We start from the raw sequence: 26,327 nt of genomic DNA on the forward strand, positions 1-26,327 counted from the left end.
AAGGTGAAAACGCAATCAAGCTGTGATTGAGCAGGCAAATGCCGACTCAATCACAGCTTGAGTTTACGAATGGATCAACTGAAGGAGGTGTTCACCAAACGCTTGTGTCGTTAAACAGACCGCTTCTGGCATCAACTGCGCGAAGTCGGCAGTGACGTGTTGACTTTGCAAGGCTTGTTCAATGGCTTGTGTTAGGATTTGAGCTGCTTCTGGCCAGTTCAAATGTTCTAAAAGCATGCACGCTGACAGCAGCAGCGAACAGGGATTGGCTTTGCCAAGTCCTGCGATATCCGGTGCTGTTCCGTGGGTAGCTTCAAAGATGGCTGCCCCAGTAGCGTAGTTGATATTGGCACCGGGGGCGATCCCGATGCCGCCGACTTGTGCAGCAAGTGCATCAGAAATGTAGTCGCCGTTCAAATTACAAGTGGCAATGACGTCGAATTTTTCTGGATACAAAAGGATCTGTTGTAAAAAGTTGTCTGCGATCACGTCGTTAACAACGATTTTCCCAGCCGCTTTTGCCGAGGCAAGGGCGGCTTCGGCTGCCTTTGAGCCGCTTTCTGCTTTGATTTTGTTGTATTGATTCATTGTAAAACACTGGTCGGCGTATGTGGTCTCTGCAAGCTGATAGCCCCAGTTTTTAAAGCCGCCTTCTGTAAATTTCATGATATTGCCTTTATGCACCAGTGTCACCGTGGGCCGCTTTTGAGCGATCGCATACTCAATGGCAGCAGCGATCAAGCGCTGACTGCCTTCTAAAGAGATCGGCTTGATGCCGATAGCGGCAGTTTTAGGAAAGCGAATCGCCTTGACAGCAAAGTCTGCTTGCAATGTCTGGATCAGACGCTGCGTTGCGTCGTCGTCTTTGGCAAATTCGATGCCAGCATAAACATCTTCAGTATTTTCTCGAAAGATCACCATATCGGTTTTTTCTGGCTGCTTTAAAGGCGAAGGGACCCCTGTAAAATAGCGAACAGGTCTGACACAGGCATAAAGATCCAGCGTTTGCCTCAAGGTGACATTCAAGGAGCGAAAGCCCTCGCCAATTGGGGTAGTCAACGGTCCTTTTAAGGCGTATTGTTGAGCCTTGATCGTATCGATGGTTGCTTGCGGCAGCCATTCCCCCGTCTGTTCAAAGGCGGCTTCTCCAGCTAAAACTTCCAGCCATTCGATGTGGCGTTGATTGTCATAGGCTTTATTTACAGCGGCATCAATCACAGGTTGCGCAGCCTGCCAAATCTCGGCACCGATGCCGTCTCCTGCAATGTAAGGAATGGTGATCGTCGTTGCTTCATGGGTTGTTTGGTTAGGCATGGGCAGTTCCTCCTAATTCAGCTTTTTTTCGAATGACCATCGGTAAAATTCCTTGATGCTTCCAATAGCGAATATCTGCAGGGGCATCAAAGCGCAGGCGGGTCATAAAGGAGACAGTCCCTCCGTCGATCCGTTGCGCAGTGACTTCGATCAGCTGCTTGACCACTGGCTCTTCTGGCAAAGCGATCGAGAATGTTTCGCTGCCGTCCAAATCAAACGATGCGGCACTTTCACCAGCAAGATATTCAAGCGGAATGATCCCCATCATGACCAAGTTGCTGCGATGGATTCGTTCGAAGCTTTCTGCTAAGACGACTTTAACGCCTAACAATTGTGTTCCTTTGGCGGCCCAGTCGCGAGAAGAACCCATGCCATAATCTTTACCAGCTAAAATGATACAGCTTTGACCAGCTTTTTGGTAATTCATAGCTGCATCAAATATCGACAGGGTTTCCCCTGTTGGAAAATAATGCGTGACACTGCCAGTACTGCCAGGCACTAGCTGGTTTTGCAGACGGATGTTGCCGAAAGTCCCCCGCATCATAATCTGATGATTGCCGCGTCGCGAACCAAAGGAGTTGAATTCACGATACGGAACTTCTTTTTCTTGTAAAAATTTTCCAGCTGCAGAATCCATACTGATGCTGCCAGCAGGAGAAATATGGTCAGTGGTGACGGAATCACCCAATTTTGCCAAGACTTTCAGATCAGCTAAGACATCTGGTTTAGGCAACTCTTTGGTCAATGTTTCAAAGTAGGGCGGATGAGCGATGTAAGTGGATTGCTCCTCCCATTCATAACATGCGCTCGTGGTGGTTTCGATCGCATTCCAGCGTTCATTGGCATCAAAAAGATGCTCATAGGCAGCGCGAAATGCTTCTGGTCCGACGTACTCTTGAACGTAAGCATTGACTTCTTCATTGCTAGGCCAAATATCAGACAAATACACCGGCTCGTCATTGACGATAGCTAACGGTTCTTTTGTGAGATCTTTGCGAATGCTGCCAGCGATGGCATAGGCAACAACTAATGGCGGTGAAGCCAAATAATTGGCTTTGATCTGTGGATGGATTCTTCCTTCAAAATTTCGATTGCCTGACAGAACCGATGCCACCAGTAGATTTTCTGCCTCAATTGCTTCAGCGACCTGCGCTTCTAAAGGACCTGAATTTCCGATACAGGTGGTACAACCGTAACCCACCAAATAAAAGCCGAGTTGCTCTAAATACGGCAGCAAACCACTGTTTTGCAAATAGGTGGTCACGATCTGGGAGCCAGGTGCAAGGGAGGTTTTGACCGTACGAGAGACGGTCAGACCTTTTTCAATGGCTTTTTTAGCCAATAAGCCTGCCGAGAGCATGACGAAGGGATTGCTCGTATTCGTACAGCTAGTGATCGCCGCCAAGACGATATCGCCGGTCACTAATTTGTCAGGTGCAGCATCTGGCCAGGTAACGCTGGCTGCTTTTTGCCATTCGTCCTCTGAAAGACCAAAGCCCTTGGGACCGACGGCAGCCGTGACCGATTGTTCAAAATCCTGACGGACTGCTGGAAGCAAAATCCGATCTTGCGGGCGCTTAGGGCCCGCTAATGCTGGCTGAACTTCTGCTAGATCGATGGTGATCGTCTTAGTATAGGTCGGCACGATCGTTTCATCATAAAAGAAATGGTTGGCTTTGGCGTAAGCGGCAACGAGTTCGATCAGCTCGCTGGAGCGACCGGTCGTTGCTAAGTAGTTCAAGGTCTCTTGATCAATCGGACAAAAACCGCAAGTCGCACCATATTCGGGAGCCATGTTTGCTAACGTTGCTCGATCAGCTAAACTTAAATGACGATAGCCAGGACCGAAGTATTCGACAAATTTTCCGACCACTTTTTCGATCCGCAGCACTTCAGTTACTTTTAGTGCTAAATCGGTGGCGGTGGTACCTGCAGGCATCTCGTTGATAAATTTCACCCCGATGACTTCAGGCGTAGGGAAGAAAGAAGGTTCGCCAAGAATCGCAGCTTCCGCTTCAATACCGCCAACCCCCCAACCGAGAACCCCCAAGCCGTTGATCATCGTGGTGTGAGAATCGGTTCCTTGCAATGTATCAGGAAACAGCAGTCGTTGATCTTCGTGTGTTTTTTGCAAGATCACATCAGACAACGATTCGATGTTGACTTGATGAATGATCCCTGTTTCAGGTGGAACGACTTCGAAATTGTCGAAAGAACCTTGCGCCCATTTCAAGAATTGATAGCGTTCTGCATTGCGTTCAAATTCCCGCTCCGTATTAAAAGCGATCGCCCCAGGAGTACCGGCTTGATCGACTTGCACAGAGTGGTCGACGACGAGTGTGACGGGAATCTCAGGATTGATGTCTTCTGCGGCACCGCCTAAAGCGACCATCGCATCCCGCATGGCAGCCAAATCAACGACTGCGGGTACCCCAGTAAAGTCTTGCAAAACGACCCGCTCTGGTTTGAACGGCACGACACCAGTAGGGGTTTCTGCCTGCCAGTTCGCTAAAAATGGTAAATAATCCTCTGTAATTTCCTCGTCTTGATGACGAGCAACACTTTCCAATAAAACTCGAATGGAGTAGGGTAAGCGAGATAAATCAGCCCCTAAGTCTTGGGTGATTTTCGCTAAGTCAATATACGTGTATTGCGTATCATTGACGGTGAGTTGAGATTGCCACTTCATAAGAATCCTCCTTTTTACGAAGATAAACGTACTTATTAGGAATAATTATACGTTGATAATTTAAAAAATCAATTAAATTTATGAAAAATATTTCATTTTCTCAACATCGTGCTATAATGTGTGAAAGTTTGTTAAAAAGCAACGATTTTATAGGATGACTATTTTAACGATGTTTGTATACGGTTAAATAACATTGTAGTCGATAGTTTGTAGAAAGATTGGAGGTAACATCACCGTGGAAAGATTAGAAAAGAAAGAGAAGATGTCCTATCTTGCATCGCAATGTCAGAAATACAATTTGATAGATGTGAATCTTTATTCAGAATATGATGTGAAACGTGGACTGAGGGATTTAAATGGCACGGGGGTCTTAGCAGGGCTTACGACGATCTCAACCATTTATCCAGAAAAAATCATTGCTGGCAAGCCAATTGAAGCTTGTGGCGAGCTGCGTTATCGCGGAATTGACATCAACGAGTTAGTTGCAGGGTTCGTCAATGAAAAACGCTTTGGCTTTGAAGAGATTGCATATTTATTACTTTTCGGCGAACTGCCAAACAAAACAGAACTTGCGGCCTTTCATTGCCTATTAGCAGAAAAACGTACATTGCCGACCAATTTTGTTCGTGACGTCATTATGAAAGCACCTTCTTCTGATATCATGAATAGCTTATCTCGCAGTATCTTGACACTGGCAAGTTACGATCCACAAGCAGATGACATCAGCATTGAAAATGTATTGGAACAAAGTCTGATGCTGATCAGTGTCTTTCCGCTCTTGGCAATCTATGGCTATCATGCCTACAATCATTACAATCAAGGGGAGAGTATGTATATCCACCGTCCGACCGAAGAGTTGAGTACAGCTGAAACGATTTTGACTATGCTACGTCCAACGAAAGAATATAGCTTCCAAGAAGCCCAAACATTGGATATGGCACTGGTTTTGCATATGGAACATGGAGGCGGGAATAATTCGACCTTTACGACACGAGTCGTTACCTCCAGTGGGACGGATACTTATTCAACGATTGCTGCAGCGCTAGGTTCTTTGAAAGGGCCTAAACACGGTGGTGCTAATATCAAAGTGACGGAAATGATGGGAGATTTGAAGCGCAACGTTGCTGATCTTACCGATGAACAGGCGATCCGCAGCTATTTGGAAGCAGTCTTAGATAAAGAAGCGTTTGACCGTAAAGGATTGATTTATGGCATGGGCCACGCGGTATACAGCGACAACGATCCCCGTGCGGCGATTTTTAAAAATTATGTGGCAAAACTGGCCCAAGAAAAAGGATCAGAAGCTTGGCAAGAATATCAATTGTATACGATGGTCGAACGTATTGCTCCTCAAGTCATCAATGAAAAGCGCAAAATCTACAAAGGAGTCAGTGCCAATATCGACTTTTTCAGCGGGTTTGTTTATAACATGTTGGATCTGCCAGAAGAACTGTATACACCAATGTTTGCTATCGCGCGGATCGTCGGCTGGTCCGCCCATCGGATCGAAGAGCTGGTCAACGCACAAAAAATCATGCGTCCCGCCTACAAAGAAGTGTCAAATGATCGGGAATATATCGATATAGAGTCAAGATAGATCAAAACAGCAGGGAGGAAGCTCGCTGCTGTTTTTGTTTTGGACACTCGAAAAGAGGAGAATTGAGCCGTTTTTGCGTATTTTTACTAGAGAGCAAATGAATGGCTTGGTTCATTCGTTCATTAGAAAAATCAAGTTTTTCTCGTTTTTCATATAGGAATGCAAAAATTGATTACAAAGTTTCTTGCATTTTTTGTATGATAGAGGGAGGAATAAAGGAGGAAAGTTCACGAATGAAAATAAAAAAATGGATGGCGATTGCCATTATTACCAGTCAATTTTCAACAATGCTGCCAGTATCGGCTGCGGCATCTGTTTTGACGAACGAGTCTACTGCAGGTCAAAATACAGCTGAGTCAACGGTTCCGGGAGTGAACGGGCCAACCATGGGCTTGGTCCCTGAAGATGCCGCAACGGTACCAGGAGAAAACGGCGAAGTAGTTCCAGGAGAGTCAACACCTGCTCCTGAACAGCCAACACCAGAACCTTTGCCAGAACCAGAACCAACCCCGACACCAGAACCAACACCAGAACCAGAAGAGCCGACACCAAATCCTGATCCTGAGCCGAATCCAGAACCAGAACCAACACCTGAGCCGGCGCCAGAACCAGAAGAACCAGAACCAAATCCAGAACCAAATCCAGAACCAGAACCAGAGACAACACCAAATCCCGAGCCAGAATCAACACCAAGCCAGCCTTCGCCTGACATCAAAGAAGTACCGAATGTACCAGAGTTGACGGTAACGCCGCCGCAAGAAGATGAGCCAGCAAAATTTGAAGTCACGCCAGTCAAAGAAACATGGGACTTTATTATGGAGATTGGAGAAGATGCTCGTAAAGTTGGACAAGAAGAAGATCTTTACGCATCGGTCATGATTGCCCAAGCGATTTTAGAATCTGGCAGCGGAAGAAGCCGTCTGAGCCAAGAGCCTTTTTATAACTTATTTGGTATTAAGGGACTTTATGAAGGGAATGGGATTTCCTTCCAAACGCAAGAAGACGATGGCTCTGGTAATTTATACACAGTTCATGCCACTTTTCGCCAATATGACAGCATCGAATCTTCTTTGAAAGATTATGCGAAATTGTTGAAAGAAGGATTGGACCACAATCCGAATTTTTATAAAGGTGTTTGGAAATCAGAAACGAAATCTTATGAAGACGCCACGGAATATCTGACCGGACGTTATGCATCAGATACACAATACAATGAGAAGCTGAATGCGCTGATCGAAGCGTATGCCCTGACGAGTTATGACAAAGAGAAACCAGAATTACCGACAGGCAGCGAAAAGATGATCTATCCTGTCAGCAATCCAGTTGTCTCCTCTGTCTTTGGTCCGCGAGGCAATGGGTTTCATCGTGGAGTGGACTTCGCCGCACCACAAGGAACGCCAATCATGGCTAGTCTTTCAGGAACGGTGATCCGCTCAGAATATCATTCTTCATGGGGAAATTATGTTGCCATCGAGCACAAAGATGGGCTGACGACATTGTATGCCCACAATCATCGCAATTTAGTGGAAGTCGGTCAAACGGTCGAACAAGGCGAGGTGATTGCTTCTATGGGAAGTACGGGGAACAGTACAGGCCCGCACTTGCATTTTGAAGTCAGTCTTTCACCAAGTTTAGCGCGACACCAACTGATTGATCCGTTGGAAGTTTTGTCAAAATAACACGAAAAAAAGAGAGCGTTGTAGATGCTTTCTTTTTTTTTGTCAAGAAAAACGAATCATTTCAGGAAAATTATGCTTTGAGATTTTTTTAGCGCATTCATTTTATCTTGCGCGATAAATTTATTCCGAAAACAAGTGTTTTTCTTTGTAAAAAAAACAAAAAGAATTTATGCTAGAAAGGTAGGGAAAAAAATTCCCAAGAGGAATGTCCACTTTAGACAAGGTCGTGTATGCGACTTTGCGATGTCTCTAGTATCCTTTCTTATTTAACCAAGGAGTGTGAAAAATGACTGACGATCAGCAAACAACGAATGTGTCTAATGAAGCAGCGCAAGCAAGTCCACTGTCCTTTGAAGAGAAAGTCATTGAAACAATTGTTGGTGTCGCTTTGCAGTCAATTGATGGCTTGATTAGTGTAAATGGCAGATTTCTTTCAGATATGACCGAAAACCTTGAAGAACAGCCGCAAGTCGCTTCTGGCATTGATGTGGAAGTTGGCAAAGAAGAGGTTGCAGTTGATTTGGAAGTAATCGTGGCTTACGGCAAAGATATCCCCAAACTCTTTGCGCAAGTCCAAGAAGTGGTCTTAGAAGAAATTAGCCGCTTGACTTCTTTGAAAGTCAAAGAGATCAATATTCGAATCGCCGATATCGTCAAACAGGAAACGATCGATCAAATCGAAGGTTGAGCACCAGACAAAAAATCGAAGTACATTAAAGAGAAAGGAAGAATGAACAAATGATATCACTGTATACAACACCCAGCTGTACGTCATGTCGTAAAGCCCGTGCATGGTTGACCGAAAATGAACTACCATTTAAAGAGAGAAACATTTTTAGCGATCCATTAAATAGTGATGAACTAATGGAGATTCTTTCTTTAACGAAAAATGGAACGGAAGACATTATATCTACTCGTTCGAAAGTGTACCAAAAGCTAGACATTGATTTAGAAGAGTTGAAGCTAGAAGAGTTACTTTCATTGATCGAAAAATACCCGAACTTATTGAAACGACCAATTATCTTAGATGAGAACAAGCTCCAAGTGGGGTACAATGAAGAAGACATTCGTAAATTCGTGCCACGAAACTTACGAAAGATCATTTTCAAACGTCGCCAAACAGAGCTGCTCATGTTTAATTATCGCCAAAAGCAAGAAGAAGGCGAATCTGTTGCGAACTTTATCTAAAATAGGAACAAAACCGGCAAATGAATACAGCGATGTATCATTGTCGGTTTTTTTGGTATTTTTTAAGGGTCTTCTTAAAGGATCCGTAAATCCGTTGAGTCCACAAAAAAACACGATTCCAAAAAGGAATCGTGTCGTTTGAAATCTTAAAGTTTTTGGTTGTAGAATTCAACGACTAGTGCTTCGTCAACTTCTGCAGACAATTCATCACGCTCAGGTAAACGAGTTAATGAACCTTCTAATTTTTCGCTGTCAAAGCTTACAAATGACGCGCGGCCAGCTGTTGCTTCAACTGCTTCTTTGATTGTTGAGATGTTTTGTGATTTTTCACGAACGCTGATGACTTGTCCAACTTCAACGTGGTATGAAGGGATATCAACGCGTTTGCCATCAACTAAAACGTGACCGTGGTTTACTAATTGACGTGCTTGACGACGAGTAGTTGCTAAACCTAGACGGTAAACAACGTTATCTAAGCGTTGTTCTAGCAAGATCATGAAGTTAACACCGTGTTTACCTTCTTTGATTTTGCTTGCTTTGATAAACAATGTACGGAATTGACGTTCGTTCATGCCATACATATGACGCAATTTTTGTTTTTCAGTTAATTGCATGCCGTATTCTGATTTTTTGCCACGGCTGTTTGGTCCGTGTTGACCTGGAGCGTATGGGCGACGTGCCAATTCTTTTCCAGTTTCTGATAAAGAAATTCCTAAACGACGAGAAATTTTCCATGATGGTCCTGTATAACGAGACATAATTTAGTTCCTCCAATAAAATAGTTTGGAGTAAAATAATCCGTTGAAAAACTCACATTCGTGCAGTTCGTTCTTCAATCTTCACCTTTGCAGCCGCGGTTACGCAATTGCACCCGAGGGGCAACGAACTGGTGACGAGCTGTTATTTTCCTGCTGCATTATTTTACACAAGGAATAGTATACGACAAACTAGGGGCAAAAGTCAAGATGGAGCTGGCTTTGGATTTGATGAAAACAAAGCTTGAAATTTTTCATTAATTACTTATATTTTCAAATATCTCTTTACAAATCAGCATTTCGTCATTAGAATATGGAAGTATTGTGCAAATTATAACGAAGTAAAATTTTTCATAAAAGGAGTAGAAAAATGAATCCAGTATCCCCATTATTTGAGAAGATCGATTCATCCATAGAAAAGAAAATCGATTTGATCAAGAGTAGTTATTTGCGTTACGCTGTACGTGCGATGATGGCTTGTTTATTCTTGACCCTCGGAACAGCTATTGCTTTTGCGATCGCTATGAAAGGTGAATCAATGGTTCACGGGTTAGGAAAAATTTTGTATGCATTTATGTTTAGCTGGTCTTTAGTCATGATTCTTTATATGAACGCAGAATTAGGAACATCGAATATGTTGTATATGACTGTTGGGGTTTACCGTAAACGTCTAAGTATTCCTTTGGCATTGAAAATTTTGCTTACGTGTGTCTTATTCAACTTGATCGGCGGGGTGATCTTCGGCTCGATCGTTGCGCTAACGGGACCTTTTCAAGGGCTGACCGCAGACAACTTTATGCTGACCTCGATCACTGCAAAATTAGAAAAATCCACTATCCAAATTTTAGTGGAAGCGATGTTCGCTAATATCGTGGTAAACACAGCCGTGTTGGTAAGCATGCGGATGAAAGACGATGCTGGAAAAGTCGCAGCAATCATTTTCATCATCTTTATCTTTGCTTTCTTAGGCTTCGAACACGTCATCGCTAACTTCCCAGCGTTTACCTTAGCTTTCTGGGCTTCAGGCGGACACTTGGCAGGCATGACTGTCGGCAGTGTGATCCATAATTTAGTTTTTGCCTTTATCGGTAACTATATCGGCGGTGGCTTGGTCATGGGACTTGGCTATGCATGGTTGAACAACTCAAAATCGACCTATGTCGACTAATCAGAACCTACAAAAAGAAGCAGCGATGCTTCTTTTTTTCTTTTCTCTAACATTTCTCTAGGAAGAAGCTATCATCCCTTAACGGAGCGTTGAAATCAGCGGTCATTTGTGTTAAGAATAAGTATGTACGGTTTTTCTTGCTGTTTTTTGTAAAAATGACCGCAACCAAGACCAAAATCTTAGTTACTTCTTAATAGAAAGCGAGCCTTAACCTTTTATGAATCGGAAATTCTTTGCCTTTGATATTGATGGAACCTTGCTTGACTCGAACAAACAGCCACTAGACAGTACGCTAAAAGCCCTTGACCTTCTGCGAGATGCTGGCCATTTCGTGACCGTTGCCACTGGGCGCAGTCGTTTTCACGCCCAAGACATTATTCGTTCGTTGTCCTTTGATAATTACATTTTATGTAATGGGGCAGCCGCCTTTCTTTCGCATCAGCAGGTGTATAAAAATTTGCTCGATGAAACGCAATTGGCTGCTTTCGTGGCAGAAGCCCAAGAGCTTGGGATCGATACGGCATTTGTCGGGATGGATACAGCGAAACGAGCGTCTTCGTTGGATATTGCTAAAATGGAAGCAGCGATGCATTCCTTTGGTGCCCAACTTCCTGAGTTGGACATGGACTTTCCTGAAGAAAAAGAAGTCTATCAAGCATTGGCTTTTTACGGAAAAGAGTATGAGCATTTCTTTGACGAGAAATACAGCAAACTGCGTTTTGTACGTTGGCATGAAAACAGTGTGGATGTCGTTCCAAAAGAAGGCTCCAAAGCAGCAACGATCCTGTGTGTCGCAGAACAATTAGGGATAGCACAAGAAGATGTGATCTGTTTTGGTGATGGCCAAAACGATCGTGAAATGCTGACTGCCGCAGGTGTCGGTGTGGCAATGGGCAATGCGGTCCCTGAGATCCAACAAGTCGCAGATATGGTGACTGCTAGCAATGATGAAGATGGCATCTGGTTAGCCTTGAAAGAATTACAACTGATTTAAAAAGGAATCCTTTAGACATAGCACAGTCGATTTGCGGCATCTGTGCTATGTTTTTTTGTTTTTTCTCGGTCGAAAAGAAAATAAATTGGTACAATAGAAAAAAGGGGGAATGCAGCAAATGAAAATCGCATTGATTGCTCATGATCGAAAAAAGGATGTAATGGTAAAATTAGTGACTGCCTATCGAGAAATTTTAGCGCAGCATGAACTTTTCGCAACAGGAACTACGGGGAAGAGGATCGAAGAAGCAACCCAGTTGCCTGTCCACCGCTACAAATCAGGACCACTGGGAGGAGATCAACAAATTGGCGCCATGATTTCGCAAGATGACTTGGACATGGTGATCTTTTTGCGCGATCCTTTAGCCGCACAACCCCATGAACCAGATGTAACGGCATTGATTCGCTTGTCAGACGTGTACGAGATTCCTTTAGCCACCAATATGGGAACGGCAGAGATCTTGCTGCGCGGGTTAGCAGCTGGCTTTGCTGATTTTCGACAAGTGATCCACGAAACGGACAATCGTCCCCTGTCGTTATAAAGATAGTAGAAGAATTGAAGAAAAAGGACGTGCAGAATTGAAAGCAATCTTAAAGGATTTTTTGACCTATGCAAAAATGAATACTCGCTCGGATGCCACGAGTCAGACCATCCCAACGACGCCGGGACAAGTTGAGTTGGCTCTTTTATTGAAAGATCAGTTGATCGAGATGGGATTAGCGGATGTTGCTTACTATGAAAAGAATAGTTTTGTGATCGGACGTCTACCTGGTAATCCTGAAAAAACGGCGATTGGCTTTATTGCCCATGTAGATACGGCAGATTTCGAAGCTGAAAATATTCAACCGCAGATCCATGAAAATTACGATGGCAAGGATGTTTGTTTAAATAAAGAAAAAGCCATTTATATGACAACTGCTGAATTTCCTAATCTCAAAGACTATGTCGGCGAAACGTTGATCACAACGGATGGAACGACCCTGCTGGGTGCAGATGATAAAGCTGGTATCGCAGAGATCATTGATGCGCTGCGGATCTTACAAACGATGGATGCGCATAAGCGTGGCGATGTCTGGGTCGCTTTTGGTCCTGACGAAGAGATCGGGACTGGCGCTGATCGCTTTGATGCGGCGGATTTTCCAGTAGCATTTGCTTACACGATGGACAGTGGTCGCGTGGGCCATATGGAGTATGAAACCTTTAATGCGGCTCGTATCGATATAACGATCGACGGTACGAGTGTGCATCCTGGGACTGCCTATGGTCGTTTGGTCAACGCCTTGAAAATCGCGCATCAAATCGATGATGCCTTACCAGCAGAGGAAGTTCCTGAACGCACCCGCGGGTATGAAGGCTTCTACCTGCTGCACAATTTGACGGGACATATTGGTCGAGCAGAAGTTTCGTATATCATTCGTGATCACGATCATACGCTTTTTGAACAGCGAAAAGCTAACATCGTGGGGATCATTGATGAACTGAACACAGCCTATGGGCAAGAACGTATCACCTATACGCTGTATGATCAATATTACAATATGGGGGATTTGATCAAGAAAGATCCCCGCAGTATCGAAGCTGCCCGAGCAGGGATGCAAGCGATTGGCGTGACGCCGATCGAAGCACCGTTTCGTGGCGGGACCGATGGCTCGAAAATCACCTATAAAGGGATCCCAACACCGAACTTATTTGTCGGCGGTGAAAACTTCCATGGCCAGTATGAATTTATTACCGTGGAAGCGATGGAAAAAGCCCGTGATTTGATCGTGGCGATCGTAGAACATGTAGGACAAGAGGACACCACTGTTTCCTAAGAGAATTAAGCGACACGCTAGACTGATGCGAAAGAGTCTAGCGTGTTTTTTTGTTCTGCTGCAGGGAAGAACCGCAAGTGAAAGAACCTTTTTTTTCTGGACCAAAACCCTTATAATAGAAAAGAAGCTAAAAGAGAAGAGGAAAAATGTGTGCGGGTATTATTCATTGGAGATGTAGTTGGTTCATTAGGAAGAGAAACGATCACGGAGTACCTTCCAAAATTAAAAAAGGCGTATCGGCCACAGGTGACGATCGCAAACGGCGAGAATGCTGCGGCGGGTCGTGGGATCACTGGTAAAATCTATAAGAAATTTTTGCAAGATGGTGTCGATGTCGTGACACTAGGCAATCATACATGGGACAACCGTGACATTTTTGAATTTATTGGCGATGCGAAGAAAATGATTCGTCCAGCCAATTTTCCAGAGGGAACACCGGGCGTCGGCATGGTATTTGTGAAAGTCAACACCATTGAATTAGCGGTAATCAACATGCAAGCTCGCTCGTTCATGGTAGACCTTGATGATCCGTTTCGCAAAATGGATGAACTGGTTGCGATTGCCCGCAAACGTACACCGTTTATCTTTGTGGATTTTCATGGGGAGACCACCAGCGAAAAACAAGCGATGGGCTGGTATTTGGATGGCCGTGTTTCGGCAGTCGTCGGCACGCATACCCACGTCCAGACCAATGATGCGCGGATTTTGCCCCAAGGAACGGCTTATTTGTCAGATGTCGGCATGACTGGTCCTTATGATGGGATCTTGGGGATGAAACGCGAACCAGTCATTGAAAAATTTTTGACGGCGTTGCCGCAACGGTTTGAAGTGATTGAAAAAGGCCGCAGTATTTTGTCGGCTTGCTTGCTTGAGATTGATGAAGCCACTGGTAAAGCAAAATCGATCCGTCCGATCCAAATCAGTGAAGATCGCCCGTTTACAGAATAGGAGAAGCATGGAAGAGCAATTAGCCAAGGAACCACACGTTGCCCAAGAGCTGGCTGCTTTGCAAAGGCTCTTGTCTGATCATCCGATCGTTCAAGAATTTCAAGAAATTCAAGCACGAGCCTTGCAAAACCAAGGGCTATTGGAGCTGGAAGCAGCGCTGAAGCAAGCGCAAAAAGAGATCGTTCAATTTGAGCATTATGAGAAACCCGAAGCAAAAAAAGCTGCCGAGCAGCGTTATGCGTCATTGACAAACGAATACGAGCAGCATCCTTTAGTGGTTGCTTATCGCCAAGCGTTACTGCAAGCAGATGAATTGCTGCAATATGTCACGACGGAGATCCAAAAGAAAATGAATAAAGCCATCGAGGAGGATGAAACCAATGCCTCAAAAAACTAAAAATACCCCGATGATGGAACAGTATTTAAGCATCAAGGCTCAGTACCAAGATGCTTTTTTATTCTATCGTTTAGGGGATTTCTATGAATTATTTAATGAGGATGCTGTCAAGGCAGCACAAATTTTAGAACTTACGTTAACCAGCCGCAACAAAAATGCGGAGGAACCGATCCCTATGTGTGGGGTGCCTTACCACGCTGCCAGCAATTACATCGACACCTTGATCGAGCAAGGCTACAAAGTAGCGATTTGTGAGCAAGTGGAAGATCCAAAAACCACCAAAGGAATGGTCAAACGCGAAGTCGTTCAACTGATCACGCCGGGAACGGTGATGGATAGCAAAGGCCTATCCGCCAAAGAAAACAACTTTTTGACAGCTGTTTTGCAGCAAGGGGAGCGTTTTGGCTTTGCCTATGTCGATCTAAGTACCGGTGAATTAAAAGCAGCGCAATTGGAAGATGAAGAAGCTGTCGTCAATGAGGCCGCCGCTCTGCAAACGAAAGAAGTCGTTTTGTGCAGCGAGATCCCTGAGTCATTGCGAACAACACTGACCAATCGCTTGAATGTCGTGTTTTCTAAGCAAGAAACGTTGGAAGAAAATGCCGAATTTCAATTTTTAACAGAACCTCTCTCCCAAGAGTTAGAAAAAGTAGTCACAGGGAAGTTGCTAAGTTATTTGGCGATCACCCAAAAACGCAGTTTAGCGCATATTCAACAAGCCGTGGAATATCAGCCCGATCATGCCTTGAAAATGGATCATTATTCCAAATTCAACTTAGAATTGACGCAGTCGATTCGAACTGGCAAAAAACAAGGGACTCTTTTGTGGTTGTTGGACGAGACAAAAACCGCAATGGGTGGCCGTTTGTTAAAGCAATGGTTGGACCGTCCCTTGATCCAGCCAAAGAAAATCACTGCCCGCCAAGAAATGGTCCAATCGTTACTGGACAGTTTCTTTGAGCGAGCAGATCTGCAAGAAGCGTTGACGAAAGTCTATGACATGGAACGCTTAGTCGGACGGGTCGCCTTCGGAAATGTCAATGGCCGCGATTTGCTGCAGTTGAAATCTTCTTTGGAGCAAGTGCCTCTGATCGCGCAATTGCTGCAAGGCATCAACCGTGGCGAGTGGAATGACTTGCTGCTGGAATTAACGCCCCTAGATGATTTGGTTGCACTGATCGAAGCTGCGATCGATGAAGATGCCCCGTTACAGATCACAGAAGGCAACATCATCAAAGACGGGTTCCATCAACAATTAGATGAATACCGTACAGCGATGCGTAACGGCAAGCAATGGCTGGCGGAATTAGAAGCCAACGAACGCCAAGCGACGGGAGTCAAAAACCTGAAAGTTGGGTTCAACCGCGTCTTTGGCTATTACATTGAGATCACGAAAGCCAATCTAGTGAATTTAGATACCTCTCGCTACGAGCGCAAGCAAACGTTAGCCAATGCGGAACGGTTTATTTCCCCCGAGTTGAAAAAACTGGAGACTTTGATTTTAGAAGCCGAAGAGAAATCAGTGGATTTGGAATACCGCCTGTTTCTTGACGTCCGTGAAGAAGTGAAAAAGAGTATCACCCGTCTGCAAAAGTTAGCCAAAGCCGTCAGTGCGGTCGATGTCTTACAAAGTTTCGCCACAGTTTCGGAACGCTACCAATACGTGCGGCCGACAGTAGCGAAAAAACGAGCGGTATCGATCATCGACGGCCGTCATCCTGTAGTGGAAAAAGTCCTTGGTCACCAAGAGTACATTCCGAATAGTATCGTGATGGATGAAGAAACAGAGATCTTGTTGATCACAGGCCCAAATATGTCTGGGAAAAGTACGTACATGCGGCAGTTTGCCTTGCTAGTCATTATGGCGCAGATCGGCTGTTTCGTACCCGCACAATCTGCAGAGATGCCGATTTTTGATCGGATCTTTACTCGCATCGGTGCCAGCGATGACCTGATCGCCGGTCAAAGCACGTTTATGGTGGAGATGATGGAAGCCAACCAAGCGCTGCGTCATGCAACGCCTAACAGCTTGATTTTGTTTGATGAGTTAGGGCGTGGGACTGCGACCTATGATGGCATGGCATTGGCACAAGCCATCATTGAATATATCCACAAAGAAGTTCATGCCAAAACACTTTTCTCCACCCATTATCATGAGCTGACGGTTTTAGATGAGGAATTGGCGCACTTGCGCAATGTCCATGTCGGTGCCGTTGAAAAAGAAGGCGAAGTCGTCTTCTTGCATAAGATGATGGAAGGGCCCGCAGATAAAAGCTATGGGATCCATGTAGCTAAAATCGCTGGACTGCCAAGTGCACTCTTACAGCGCGCAGCCACGATATTAAAAGCGCTGGAAGAACATGAACCGACGGTACAACCAAAACCCGTCGTCGAAGAAAGTCAGCAGTTGTCGTTGTTTAGTGAAGTATCTACGGAAGAAATCGGCGTCATCGATCAGTTGAAGAAATTGAATCTGTTGGAAATGACCCCGATGGATGCTCTGAATACATTGTACGAGCTGCAAAAACGAATTTAGAAAGAAGGTCAGCAGATGGGAAAGATCCAAGAGTTATCCGAACGTCTGGCGAACCAAATCGCGGCAGGAGAAGTCGTTGAGCGACCGGCTTCTGTCGTCAAAGAATTAGTTGAAAACGCCGTGGATGCCGGCAGTACCCAAATCGATATTTTTATTGAAGAAGCGGGCTTGCGTAAAATCCAAGTCATCGATAATGGCGAAGGAATTGCAGAAGAGGATGTCTTGACTGCCTTTAAACGCCACGCCACCAGTAAAATCCACAATCGGGATGACTTGTTTCGAATACGTACCCTCGGGTTTCGCGGGGAAGCTTTGCCTAGTATCGCTTCGGTTTCAATCCTCTCGATTGAAACGGCAGTCAAAGGCGCCCAACAAGGCTCCTTTGTGCGCTTAAAAGGCGGCGCTGTTGAAGAGCATCTGCCTGCCAACTTGCGGCAAGGAACCAAGATCACTGTGGAAAACCTCTTTTACAATACACCGGCACGTTTGAAATATGTCAAGACGCTGCAAACGGAACTAGCGAACATCGGCGATATCGTCAATCGGATCGCCCTGAGCCACCCAGAAGTGGCTTTTCGTCTCGTTCATGAAGGCAATAAGATGTTGAGCACCACTGGAAGTGGGCAGTTAAAGCAAACCATCGCAGGGATCTACGGGGTGGAAACCGCCAAAAAAATGATCGCGATCGATACTGAGGACCTCGACTTTAAAGTCACTGGCTTTGTGTCACTGCCAGAAGTCACCCGAGCCAGCCGCAACTATTTATCCACGATCATCAATGGTCGTTATATTCGCAATTTCGCTTTGAATAAAGCGATCGTTGCTGGTTACGGATCAAAATTGATGGTCGGTCGTTTTCCATTAGCTGTCCTTGAAATCAAAATGGACCCCTTATTAGTCGATGTCAACGTTCATCCGACTAAGCAAGAAGTTCGTTTGTCAAAAGAAGACGAACTGACCAAGCTAATCAGTAAAGCCATCAATGAGGCGCTGCGGGAAATCAATTTGATTCCTAACGCCGCTGACAATCTGCGTTTCAAGAAAAAAGTGGCCGATCAGCCAAAAGCCCAGCAGCTTGGCTTGGAACTGGAGTCAGCAGGAAATTCGACTTCTGGGTTGTCTTATAATCGCGAAACAGGGAAATTTGAGGTTCAGGGCAATACTTATCAACAGACTGTGGATAACTCTGTGGAAAAACCTGTGGAGGAAGGTGGAAAACTTCCAGAAATGCCACAGGAATCTAGCGAAAACCTGTTGGAAGAAACCGAGGAAACCTTTCGCAGTTTGGAAGAGACGCTGCCAAATAAGCCTGTCCGAAAACCATTTGTGGAAGACCAGATGGGAACAAAAGCACCGCTGCCAGAAGCGCCAGTCTTTCTCCCAGATGAGACGCCAGAGCTTACGGCGCAAGATCTGCAAAGTCAAGCGACTCTGCATCCTGAAATGCATGGGGATGACCGCAACTACCTAAAAACGGTCGAACGGTTGCTGGAAGAAGAACCAGCGAAGGAGCGTTTTCCCCAATTGGATTATTTTGGGCAGATGCATGGGACCTATTTGTTTGCCCAAAGCGAGGCGGGTCTATATATCGTCGACCAGCATGCGGCACAAGAACGAATCAAATATGAGTATTACCGCGAAAAAATCGGCGAAGTGACCAATGACCTGCAAGAATTGTTAGTGCCGATCGTTTTGGATTATCCCAACAGCGATGCACTGCAATTACAAGAACAAAGTGAAAAGCTGGCGGAAGTCGGGATCCATCTGGAATCTTTTGGGACCAATAGTTTCATCGTCCGAGCGCACCCGACGTGGTACCCTAGCGGTGAAGAAGAAGCCATCATCCGCGAAATGATCGATATGTTATTGACGACAGGAAGTGTCAGTGTCAAAAAGTTTCGTGAAGCAACCGCGATCATGATGAGCTGCAAACGATCCATCAAAGCCAATCACTATTTGAATGAAGCACAAGCTAGGATCTTGTTGCAAGATTTAGCGAAATGCGAGAATCCCTTCAACTGTCCCCATGGTCGTCCGGTGCTGATCCATTTTACCAACAGCGACATGGAACGGATGTTCAAACGAATTCAAGATCCTCATCGAGCAAGGAGTGGCATGGAATGATTATTTTAGCTTCACAGTCGCCGCGGCGCAAAGAATTATTAGCAGAGTTAGTCTCGGAATTTGCGGTCATACCAGCAGATATCGACGAGTCGGTCCGACCAAACGAAGCTGCGATCCCTTATGTCCAACGGATGGCAGCCGAAAAAGCGGCGGCTATTGCGCAAACCTATCCTGAAGATCTGGTGATCGCGAGCGATACGACGGTCGTGGTGGGTGAAGAAATCTTAGGAAAGCCAGTCGACCGTAAAGATGCTCGGTCGATGTTGCGAAAAATGAGCGGACGTACCCATTGGGTGCATACCGCCGTCGTTTTGCAAAAAGGCAAACAGCAACGCCAAGCAGTGATTTCGACGGAAGTTGTGTTTCGTCCCTTGACGGATCAAGAGATCGACAAGTATCTTGTCTTAGATGAGTACCAAGACAAAGCGGGCGCCTATGGGATCCAAGGGGCAGCCAAAATATTTGTCTCATCGATAAACGGCGATTTTTATACGATCGTAGGATTTCCTGTCGCTACGGTCTATCAGTTGTTGCAAGAGTTTACGGAGGAGGAATAAGGATGGATGTTTCTGGTAGTTGTCTTTGCGGCAAAGTCACGATCAACTTGACGGGAGTTGCGAAAGAAATCACGGTTTGTCATTGTAGTCTCTGCCAGAAATTTCACGGCGGACCGATGTTTGCTCTTGCGCCATGCGCTGAGGACCAGATGGCTCTTCAAGGAGCGAAGTGGCTGCGACGTTACGATTCTTCTGAGTGGGCACAGCGAGGATTTTGCAGTCAATGCGGCTCGAGCCTGTTCTTTTACCTCAAAGAAACACACACCTATTTTTTTGCGGCTGGGTTATTTGGCAACTTGCCAGAAGCTGTCTTAACCGAAGAAATCTATACAGAAGACCAACCGCAGTTTTACCATTTTGCGGAACCAACGACTCGTTGGGAAAAGCTGCAAAACCCTTAAATAATTTGAGCAAGTCATTTTACATTCGCTAAGAAAAAAGGCATGATAGAGCATACAGGATGAGTCTAGAGGAAAAGCAGGTGAAAAAATGATAGATAAAAAAGAATTAAAAGAAAAATTGTCGCCGATCGAATATGCGGTGACCCAAGAAAATGCAACCGAACGCCCCTTTACTGGCGAGTATGATGATTTTTATGAAAAAGGGATCTATGTTGATATCGTCAACGGAGAACCATTGTTTGCTTCTACTGATAAATATGACGCTGGTTGTGGCTGGCCGTCCTTTTCGAAGCCGATCAGTCGCCAAGATATTCAAGAAAAAGCCGATTTTTCTCACGGCATGCATCGGGTAGAAGTCCGCAGCAAAGAAGCTGACTCTCATTTAGGACATGTTTTTTCAGACGGTCCTCAGGACAAAGGCGGTTTGCGCTATTGTATCAACTCGGCAGCATTGAAGTTCATCCCTTTAGCAGAAATGGATGAAAAAGGCTATGGCGAATTCAAATCACTCGTTGAGTAAGTATTAGGAACTGTGTGCGAAAAAAAGACGCAGCAGCATGTCTCGTTTGAAAAAATGCGACTGAAACAACGGTTTTTCCTCCGTTTGTTTCCTGCTAAGCCTTTTCCTTCGTTCACAGTCCTTTTTTTGCCCTCTCGTCTGTGCTACAATAAAGGGAACATATGTACAGAAAGGAAAGCACATGTACGAATATATCATAGGAAAAGTAACGGATATCTTTCCGGCGTATATCGTCGTTGAGACCCATGGCATCGGCTATCAGATCGCTTTTGGCAATCCGTATTCATTTAGCGGCAAGTTGAACCAAGAAGTAAAAATCTATCTGCACCAAGTGATTCGTGAAGATGCTCATAGTCTCTACGGCTTTGCCACGATCGAAGGCAAGCAGTTGTTTTTAAAATTGATCAGTGTCTCAGGTATTGGACCAAAGAGTGCGTTAGCAATCATGGCCAATGAAGACCATACAGGGTTGATCACGGCAGTCGAAAATGGGGACGTCAATTATTTGACTAAGTTCCCAGGTGTCGGTAAAAAGACGGCGCAGCAAATGATCCTAGACTTGAAAGGCAAAGTGGCTGAACTGGTTGGAGAAGAAGCGATCGTTCCTCTAAGCGTGGCAACGACTGCTTTAGATGAAGCAATGGAAGCCTTGAAAGCATTGGGTTATAGCGAAAAAGAAGTCAAGAAAGCCGAAAAACAATTAGCGGCGAATACCACAAAATCGACGGATGAGTACTTGCGGGAAGCTCTCCGATTGATGATGAAAAAGTAAGGAGCAAGTAGACGATGGATGAACGAATTGTTTCGCCAGAAAGCACAGAACAAGAAGAGATCATCGAAAAATCCTTGCGTCCGCAAACCCTTGCCCAATATATCGGACAAGACAAAGTCAAGCAGGAGCTTTCGATTTATATCCAAGCGGCGAAAAATCGAGAAGAAGCGTTGGACCATGTCCTCTTATATGGTCCGCCAGGCTTAGGGAAAACAACGATGGCAATGGTGATCGCCAACGAGATGCAGGTCCAAATCAAGACGACCAGTGGTCCTGCGATCGAAAAACCAGGGGATTTGATTGCGATCTTGAATGAGCTACAGCCAGGGGATGTTCTGTTTATCGATGAGATCCATCGCTTGCCTCGTGTCGCCGAAGAAATGCTTTATTCGGCAATGGAAGATTTTTATGTGGATATCATGGTGGGGCAAGGAACAACGGCTCACCCGGTTCATTTTCCGCTTCCGCCATTTACCTTAGTCGGCGCAACGACGCGGGCGGGGATGCTCTCGGCGCCATTACGGGATCGCTTCGGGATCATTTCTCATATGCAATATTATGAAGACCATGATTTAAAAGAGATCGTGCAGCGGACTGCGTCGATTTTTGAAACGGATATCGTGGAAGAAGGGGCGATCGAAATCGCCCGCAGATCCCGAGGCACTCCACGGATCGCCAACCGTTTGCTTAAACGAGTTCGCGATTATGCGCAAGTTCAAGCGGATGGATTGATCGATCGCACCGTTGCTGACCAGGCATTGGCGCTTTTGGCAGTCGATCATGCTGGCTTGGATTATATCGATCAGAAATTGATCCGCACGATGATCGAATTGTACCAAGGCGGCCCGGTGGGATTAAGTACGATCGCTGTCAATATCGGGGAAGAAACCGAAACAGTGGAAGATATGTACGAACCGTTTTTGATCCAAAAAGGATTTTTGAAACGCACCTCGCGTGGGCGGATCGCAACGCCGTTAGCCTATGACCATTTTGGCTATCCGCAAAGAAGTGAATAGAAGGAAGCAGCAATCAGCAATGATTGCTGCTTTTTTGTGCTTTTGGTGAAACGTTTCTTTTTATTTTTTAATAATTTCTGTGGGTCAATCGATGTTGAAAAAATACATTATTTGTGAAATTTGATTAAACGGAAGTGTTTGGAAAAAGGATTTCTTCTGAAAAAGCTGATATGAAAGCTTTTGTATTTGTGAGGAACCCAACAAAATTTGTGAAAAAAGAAAAGCTGAAAAAATTAATTGAAAAGGCTTGCATTTTCGATTGGCAGCGGATATAATCTTTTTGTAGAAACGTTTCACCAAAATGTGGAGATATAGGTAGTGTTGCGAGGATAGAAAGAAGGAGATTTTGTGTATGAGTAAACTGCAAAAGTTTTATAGTCAACGGCAGCTTCACTGGATGGTTTTTCCCGGCGTGGCATTTATGATCGTATTTAATTATATTCCGATCTACGGAATTATAATCGCTTTCAAAAACTATACGGTGATTGACACGATTTCATCAGCACCATGGGTGGGATTAGAGAATTTCCGTATTATTATGAATGACAGTTTTTTCTGGGAAGCGGTTAGAAATACGTTAGCCATCAGCTTATTGAAATTAGGATTAGGTTTTGCGATCCCGATTGTGTTAGCCATTATGATTTTTGAAATGCAAGATGGCCGCTTGAAGAAATTTATTCAAACGGTTTCATACATTCCCCATTTTTTCTCATGGATCGTACTAGGTGGGATGATGATTTCTTGGCTGTCAACGAACGGCTTTATCAACCAAGTGCTGATGTCTGTAGGATTGATGGACAAAGGGGTCAATCATCTATTGGATCCAAGCAAATATTGGTGGATCGCGGTCCTTTCTGATCTATGGAAAGAAGTCGGCTGGGGAACGATCCTTTACTTGGCAGGTATGTCGCGGATCGATCCAACGTTTTATGAAGCCGCACGAATCGATGGTGCCAGCAAGCTAAGACAGATTCGTTCGATCACATTGCCATTACTGACACCGATCATCTCCTTAAACTTGATTCTGAATGTGAGCGGTATCTTAGGGTCAAACCTAGATCAAACATTAGTTTTAATGAATTCACAGAACCAAAACCGTTCAGAAGTCATCAACTCCTTCGTTTATAAAATGGGGTTGACGCAAGGTGATTTCTCTTATGCAACTGCTGTCGGCTTGGGGATCGCGGTCATTTCCGTCATCTTATTGGTGATCACGGATCGAGTGACCCGCAAGTTGAACAACGGCAATTCAGTTATCTTATAGGAGGAAAAAACATGATCAAAAGAAAAGCAAAAGAAAACACGTGGTTTTACTTCTTCAATACCGTGATCTTGATTTTATTCTCATTGATGATCATCGTACCGATTTGGAATATCTTGGTTTCCTCCGTGTCTTCTAGTTCTGGATTAGCGGGCAACGGCCTCGTGTTATGGCCCAAAGGCTTTACCTGGGAAAACTATCGGAAAGTTTTTTCCGACGCAAGTATCCCCCGTGCCTTCTTGATCTCAGTGTTAAAAACGGTTCTTGGGGCTGCGACCCATACCTTGTTTTGTGCGATCGTGGCTTACGGATTGAGTAAATCACGCTTGGTTGGCCGCAACATTTATACAACGATGGGGGTCATCACCATGTACTTCAGTGGTGGGATGATTCCAACGTACTTGCTGATTCGCTCGCTAGGATTACTGGATTCTTTCTGGGTCTACATTATTCCAGCTTTGTTCAGCTACTATGATGTCGTGATTTTAATGAACTTTTTCCGTGAGATTCCGCCTTCACTCGAAGAATCGGCAAAGATCGACGGTGCAAGTGAATTCCAAATCTTCTATAAAATCTTCTTGCCATTAACGAAACCGGCCTTGGCAACCATCATCTTGTTCAACGGGGTTGGCCAATGGAACGATTTTATGACAACAAAACTGTATATCACAAAAGAGTATCTCTATCCGCTGCAAATGAAGATTTATGAAATCATCGTCCAATCCAACTTGAGTACGATGACTGAAAGCGGTAGTACCGACTTTATCGTTCAAGCAACGACCCGTGGGGTTCAGTTGGCTACGATCGTCATCACGACAGTGCCAATTTTAATTATATATCCATTGCTTCAAAAACACTTTATCGGCGGTATGATGGCCGGTGCAGTAAAAGAATAGAAAGAGGGATAGACATGAAAAAAGTAGTAGGCGGTTTATTGGCAGCATCAGCATTACTTAGCTTAGCAGCATGTGGCGGCAGCTCAGACAATGCCAGCAGTTCGGATTTTTCTATCAAAGATCGGTATGAGTTAGATGAAAAGACACCAGCATGGAAACTCGATACCAAAGAAGAACCAACCAAGATCACATGGTACATCAATTCAGACTGGACAGCTTTGCCATTTGGTGAAGATGTGACGACAGCCCAAATCAAAAAAGATTTGAACATTGATATTGAATTTATTTCAGGTGATGATTCGAAATTAAATGCTTTGATTTCAAGTGGTGATATGCCTGATATCGTGACGTTGATGGATAAAACCAGTCAAGCAGCCACAAAAGCTGATAGCTGGGCATACTCATTAAACGATTTAGCGGAACAATACGATCCGTATTTGATGAATGTCGTGACCGAAGATACCTTCAAATGGTTTGCTTTAGATGATGGCAAAACTTATGGCTATCCAAACTATTCCAACACAGCAGCGGACTACGAAAGCGGCAATATTCCCGTCAACGATAACTTTGTGATCCGTGAAGATGTCTATGAAGCATTGGGCAAACCAGATGTTTCGACTCCAGAAAACTATGTGAAAGTCATGAAAGAAATCAGCGAGAAATTCCCTGATTTGACACCAATGGGCTTCACAACGATCGGCGAAACAGCAGGACCATTCTTAGATAAATTGCAAGACTTCTTAGGTGTTCCGTTAGAAGATGAAGATGGTGCTTTCTACGATCGTAACTTAGATGAAGAATATATCTCATGGTTGAAAACCTTTAATCAAGTGTATCGTGACGGCAACATCAGTGATGACAGCTTTACCGATGACGGTCCAACCTATGATGAAAAAGTAAAACAAGGGGACTATGCAACGATCTTAGTAGCAGGAACGAGCGGACAAGGTGGGAACTTCACCGAATTCATGAAAAACTCTGACACACGCTACATCGCAATCGACGGACCTGCCAGCACTTCTGGTCGTGAAGCAACCTTGAACCAAACAGGAATCTCTGGCTGGTTGATCAACTACATCACAAAAGATGCGGCGGATCCAGCAAAAGTAACCCAACTCTTCACGTACTTGATCGATGAACCAGGACAAATTTTGACAAAATTCGGTGTTGAAGGCGTGACGTATGAATACAACGATGAAGGCAAAATCGATTACTTGCCAGAAATCAAAGAAATGGAACAAACCGACAACGAAGGCTACAACAAAAAATATGGTATCAGCCGTTTCAACTACTTTAACAACGACCGTGTCAATGCACTGAAAGTCAAAACCGAAAATGCGTTGACCCAAATGCAAGAATGGGGCGAAGGCAAATTGTATCCACACTTTGTGATCGAAAATACGGATCCAGATGCCGGAACTGCTGAAGCACGTTCAAACACAGCAATCAAAACCAAAATCAACAGTACGATCATCTCATTGATTCGTTCAAAAGATGAAGGAACATTTGACAGCACACTAACCGACTTTGAAGGCTTCTTAGATTCAAACAACTGGGATGCAATCAAAGACATTAAAACTGAAAAAATGGCCGAAAACCGCGAACGACTAAAATAACCCCCATAGGAGAGGAAAGGAAGCCAAAAAAAAGACCTTTCCTCTCCTTTGCTTTGAAACACAGGTTTTGCGCGCACTTTGCGCA

At 44.7% G+C, this 26,327-nt stretch carries 23 protein-coding genes; 20 read left to right on the forward strand and 3 right to left on the reverse strand.

Annotation, left to right across the window (positions count from 1 at the left end; translation table 11 throughout):
* Window positions 1-63 precede the first annotated feature (63 nt).
* Window positions 64-1,314: an NADP-dependent isocitrate dehydrogenase gene (gene icd, locus IGJ44_RS01560; RefSeq protein WP_167826632.1), complete on the reverse strand. Its 1,251-nt coding sequence runs from the start codon at window positions 1,312-1,314 to the stop codon at window positions 64-66.
* Window positions 1,307-4,003 (reverse strand): aconitate hydratase AcnA, encoded by a 2,697-nt coding sequence (gene acnA, locus IGJ44_RS01565; protein ID WP_015508827.1) that lies wholly within the window; start codon window positions 4,001-4,003, stop codon window positions 1,307-1,309. Before acnA ends, icd begins: the two co-directional genes overlap by 8 nt.
* 235 nt (window positions 4,004-4,238) lie before the next feature.
* Between acnA and IGJ44_RS01570 the strand changes: the two genes are divergently transcribed.
* From IGJ44_RS01570 to spx, 4 genes are all read left to right on the forward strand, one after another.
* Entirely contained in the window at window positions 4,239-5,600 is a 1,362-nt protein-coding gene (locus IGJ44_RS01570) for a citrate/2-methylcitrate synthase (protein WP_170927486.1), read from the forward strand.
* Window positions 5,601-5,833: 233 nt separating this feature from the next.
* Window positions 5,834-7,279 carry a peptidoglycan DD-metalloendopeptidase family protein gene (locus IGJ44_RS01575; RefSeq protein ID WP_338325572.1) on the forward strand — a complete coding sequence of 482 codons (1,446 nt, stop codon included), beginning with the start codon at window positions 5,834-5,836 and terminating at the stop codon, window positions 7,277-7,279.
* Window positions 7,280-7,565: 286 nt separating this feature from the next.
* Complete coding sequence (locus IGJ44_RS01580) at window positions 7,566-7,967, forward strand: Asp23/Gls24 family envelope stress response protein (protein ID WP_005227156.1); 402 nt, start codon at window positions 7,566-7,568, stop codon at window positions 7,965-7,967.
* 50 nt (window positions 7,968-8,017) lie between these two features.
* Window positions 8,018-8,467: a transcriptional regulator Spx gene (gene spx, locus IGJ44_RS01585; RefSeq protein WP_010748641.1), complete on the forward strand. Its 450-nt coding sequence runs from the start codon at window positions 8,018-8,020 to the stop codon at window positions 8,465-8,467.
* Between the two features lie 146 nt (window positions 8,468-8,613).
* On the opposite strand, the gene rpsD is transcribed toward spx, so the two are convergent.
* Window positions 8,614-9,225: a 30S ribosomal protein S4 gene (gene rpsD, locus IGJ44_RS01590; RefSeq protein WP_005227158.1), complete on the reverse strand. Its 612-nt coding sequence runs from the start codon at window positions 9,223-9,225 to the stop codon at window positions 8,614-8,616.
* 367 nt (window positions 9,226-9,592) lie between these two features.
* Here rpsD and IGJ44_RS01595 point away from each other — a divergent pair, with 367 nt between their 5' ends.
* The 16 genes from IGJ44_RS01595 (at window position 9,593) to IGJ44_RS01670 (ending at window position 26,242) form a co-directional block, all read left to right on the forward strand.
* The gene (locus tag IGJ44_RS01595; RefSeq protein ID WP_005227159.1) at window positions 9,593-10,390 is read left to right on the forward strand and encodes a formate/nitrite transporter family protein; all 798 of its coding nucleotides are present in this window, start codon (window positions 9,593-9,595) and stop codon (window positions 10,388-10,390) included.
* 217 nt (window positions 10,391-10,607) lie between these two features.
* The gene (locus tag IGJ44_RS01600; protein ID WP_005227160.1) at window positions 10,608-11,384 is read left to right on the forward strand and encodes a Cof-type HAD-IIB family hydrolase; all 777 of its coding nucleotides are present in this window, start codon (window positions 10,608-10,610) and stop codon (window positions 11,382-11,384) included.
* Window positions 11,385-11,502: 118 nt separating this feature from the next.
* Entirely contained in the window at window positions 11,503-11,925 is a 423-nt protein-coding gene (locus IGJ44_RS01605; protein WP_008376307.1) for a methylglyoxal synthase, read from the forward strand.
* A 37-nt stretch (window positions 11,926-11,962) separates the two neighbouring features.
* On the forward strand, window positions 11,963-13,198 hold the full coding sequence (gene pepT, locus IGJ44_RS01610) for a peptidase T (RefSeq protein WP_167826634.1): 1,236 nt from the start codon (window positions 11,963-11,965) through the stop codon (window positions 13,196-13,198).
* Between the two features lie 150 nt (window positions 13,199-13,348).
* Window positions 13,349-14,146: a TIGR00282 family metallophosphoesterase gene (locus IGJ44_RS01615; RefSeq protein WP_010748642.1), complete on the forward strand. Its 798-nt coding sequence runs from the start codon at window positions 13,349-13,351 to the stop codon at window positions 14,144-14,146.
* A gap of 7 nt (window positions 14,147-14,153) precedes the next feature.
* Window positions 14,154-14,543 (forward strand): YlbF family regulator, encoded by a 390-nt coding sequence (locus IGJ44_RS01620; RefSeq protein WP_086294443.1) that lies wholly within the window; start codon window positions 14,154-14,156, stop codon window positions 14,541-14,543.
* Window positions 14,527-17,079, forward strand: a complete 2,553-nt coding sequence (mutS, locus tag IGJ44_RS01625) for a DNA mismatch repair protein MutS (protein WP_096742126.1) — start codon at window positions 14,527-14,529, stop codon at window positions 17,077-17,079. The genes IGJ44_RS01620 and mutS overlap by 17 nt, the downstream gene beginning before the upstream one ends.
* A gap of 15 nt (window positions 17,080-17,094) precedes the next feature.
* Window positions 17,095-19,203, forward strand: a complete 2,109-nt coding sequence (gene mutL / locus IGJ44_RS01630; RefSeq protein ID WP_413130217.1) for a DNA mismatch repair endonuclease MutL — start codon at window positions 17,095-17,097, stop codon at window positions 19,201-19,203.
* A complete protein-coding gene (locus IGJ44_RS01635) occupies window positions 19,200-19,760 on the forward strand; it encodes a Maf family protein (protein WP_167826636.1) in 561 nt (186 codons plus the stop codon). The genes mutL and IGJ44_RS01635 overlap by 4 nt, the downstream gene beginning before the upstream one ends.
* Before the next feature lie 2 nt (window positions 19,761-19,762).
* On the forward strand, window positions 19,763-20,161 hold the full coding sequence (locus IGJ44_RS01640; RefSeq protein ID WP_167826637.1) for a GFA family protein: 399 nt from the start codon (window positions 19,763-19,765) through the stop codon (window positions 20,159-20,161).
* Between the two features lie 88 nt (window positions 20,162-20,249).
* Complete coding sequence (msrB, locus tag IGJ44_RS01645; protein WP_167826638.1) at window positions 20,250-20,681, forward strand: peptide-methionine (R)-S-oxide reductase MsrB; 432 nt, start codon at window positions 20,250-20,252, stop codon at window positions 20,679-20,681.
* A 181-nt stretch (window positions 20,682-20,862) separates the two neighbouring features.
* Window positions 20,863-21,453 carry a Holliday junction branch migration protein RuvA gene (gene ruvA / locus IGJ44_RS01650; RefSeq protein ID WP_005232405.1) on the forward strand — a complete coding sequence of 197 codons (591 nt, stop codon included), beginning with the start codon at window positions 20,863-20,865 and terminating at the stop codon, window positions 21,451-21,453.
* Between the two features lie 14 nt (window positions 21,454-21,467).
* On the forward strand, window positions 21,468-22,469 hold the full coding sequence (gene ruvB, locus IGJ44_RS01655; RefSeq protein WP_005227171.1) for a Holliday junction branch migration DNA helicase RuvB: 1,002 nt from the start codon (window positions 21,468-21,470) through the stop codon (window positions 22,467-22,469).
* 352 nt (window positions 22,470-22,821) lie between these two features.
* Window positions 22,822-23,733: an ABC transporter permease gene (locus IGJ44_RS01660; RefSeq protein WP_005232388.1), complete on the forward strand. Its 912-nt coding sequence runs from the start codon at window positions 22,822-22,824 to the stop codon at window positions 23,731-23,733.
* An 11-nt stretch (window positions 23,734-23,744) separates the two neighbouring features.
* Window positions 23,745-24,626, forward strand: a complete 882-nt coding sequence (locus IGJ44_RS01665) for a carbohydrate ABC transporter permease (protein WP_005227173.1) — start codon at window positions 23,745-23,747, stop codon at window positions 24,624-24,626.
* 14 nt (window positions 24,627-24,640) lie between these two features.
* Entirely contained in the window at window positions 24,641-26,242 is a 1,602-nt protein-coding gene (locus IGJ44_RS01670; RefSeq protein ID WP_061053659.1) for a hypothetical protein, read from the forward strand.
* Window positions 26,243-26,327 lie beyond the last annotated feature (85 nt).

The organism is Enterococcus sp. DIV1368d (assembly GCF_050542975.1).
Lineage (GTDB): Bacteria > Bacillota > Bacilli > Lactobacillales > Enterococcaceae > Enterococcus_D > Enterococcus_D casseliflavus.

Bases quoted from the DNA above. Each gene is read 5' to 3' on its own strand.
- IGJ44_RS01605 (WP_008376307.1), top strand. From the start codon at position 11,503: ATGAAAATCGCATTGATTGCTCATGATCGAAAAAAGGATGTAATGGTA.
- spx (WP_010748641.1), top strand. From the start codon at position 8,018: ATGATATCACTGTATACAACACCCAGCTGTACGTCATGTCGTAAAGCC.
- IGJ44_RS01595 (WP_005227159.1), top strand. From the start codon at position 9,593: ATGAATCCAGTATCCCCATTATTTGAGAAGATCGATTCATCCATAGAA.
- msrB (WP_167826638.1), top strand. From the start codon at position 20,250: ATGATAGATAAAAAAGAATTAAAAGAAAAATTGTCGCCGATCGAATAT.
- acnA (WP_015508827.1), bottom strand. From the start codon at position 4,003: ATGAAGTGGCAATCTCAACTCACCGTCAATGATACGCAATACACGTAT.
- ruvA (WP_005232405.1), top strand. From the start codon at position 20,863: ATGTACGAATATATCATAGGAAAAGTAACGGATATCTTTCCGGCGTAT.
- IGJ44_RS01620 (WP_086294443.1), top strand. From the start codon at position 14,154: ATGGAAGAGCAATTAGCCAAGGAACCACACGTTGCCCAAGAGCTGGCT.
- IGJ44_RS01575 (WP_338325572.1), top strand. From the start codon at position 5,834: ATGAAAATAAAAAAATGGATGGCGATTGCCATTATTACCAGTCAATTT.
- IGJ44_RS01580 (WP_005227156.1), top strand. From the start codon at position 7,566: ATGACTGACGATCAGCAAACAACGAATGTGTCTAATGAAGCAGCGCAA.
- IGJ44_RS01670 (WP_061053659.1), top strand. From the start codon at position 24,641: ATGAAAAAAGTAGTAGGCGGTTTATTGGCAGCATCAGCATTACTTAGC.
- ruvB (WP_005227171.1), top strand. From the start codon at position 21,468: ATGGATGAACGAATTGTTTCGCCAGAAAGCACAGAACAAGAAGAGATC.
- IGJ44_RS01640 (WP_167826637.1), top strand. From the start codon at position 19,763: ATGGATGTTTCTGGTAGTTGTCTTTGCGGCAAAGTCACGATCAACTTG.
- IGJ44_RS01660 (WP_005232388.1), top strand. From the start codon at position 22,822: ATGAGTAAACTGCAAAAGTTTTATAGTCAACGGCAGCTTCACTGGATG.
- mutS (WP_096742126.1), top strand. From the start codon at position 14,527: ATGCCTCAAAAAACTAAAAATACCCCGATGATGGAACAGTATTTAAGC.
- IGJ44_RS01635 (WP_167826636.1), top strand. From the start codon at position 19,200: ATGATTATTTTAGCTTCACAGTCGCCGCGGCGCAAAGAATTATTAGCA.
- IGJ44_RS01665 (WP_005227173.1), top strand. From the start codon at position 23,745: ATGATCAAAAGAAAAGCAAAAGAAAACACGTGGTTTTACTTCTTCAAT.
- icd (WP_167826632.1), bottom strand. From the start codon at position 1,314: ATGCCTAACCAAACAACCCATGAAGCAACGACGATCACCATTCCTTAC.
- IGJ44_RS01600 (WP_005227160.1), top strand. From the start codon at position 10,608: ATGAATCGGAAATTCTTTGCCTTTGATATTGATGGAACCTTGCTTGAC.
- rpsD (WP_005227158.1), bottom strand. From the start codon at position 9,225: ATGTCTCGTTATACAGGACCATCATGGAAAATTTCTCGTCGTTTAGGA.
- mutL (WP_413130217.1), top strand. From the start codon at position 17,095: ATGGGAAAGATCCAAGAGTTATCCGAACGTCTGGCGAACCAAATCGCG.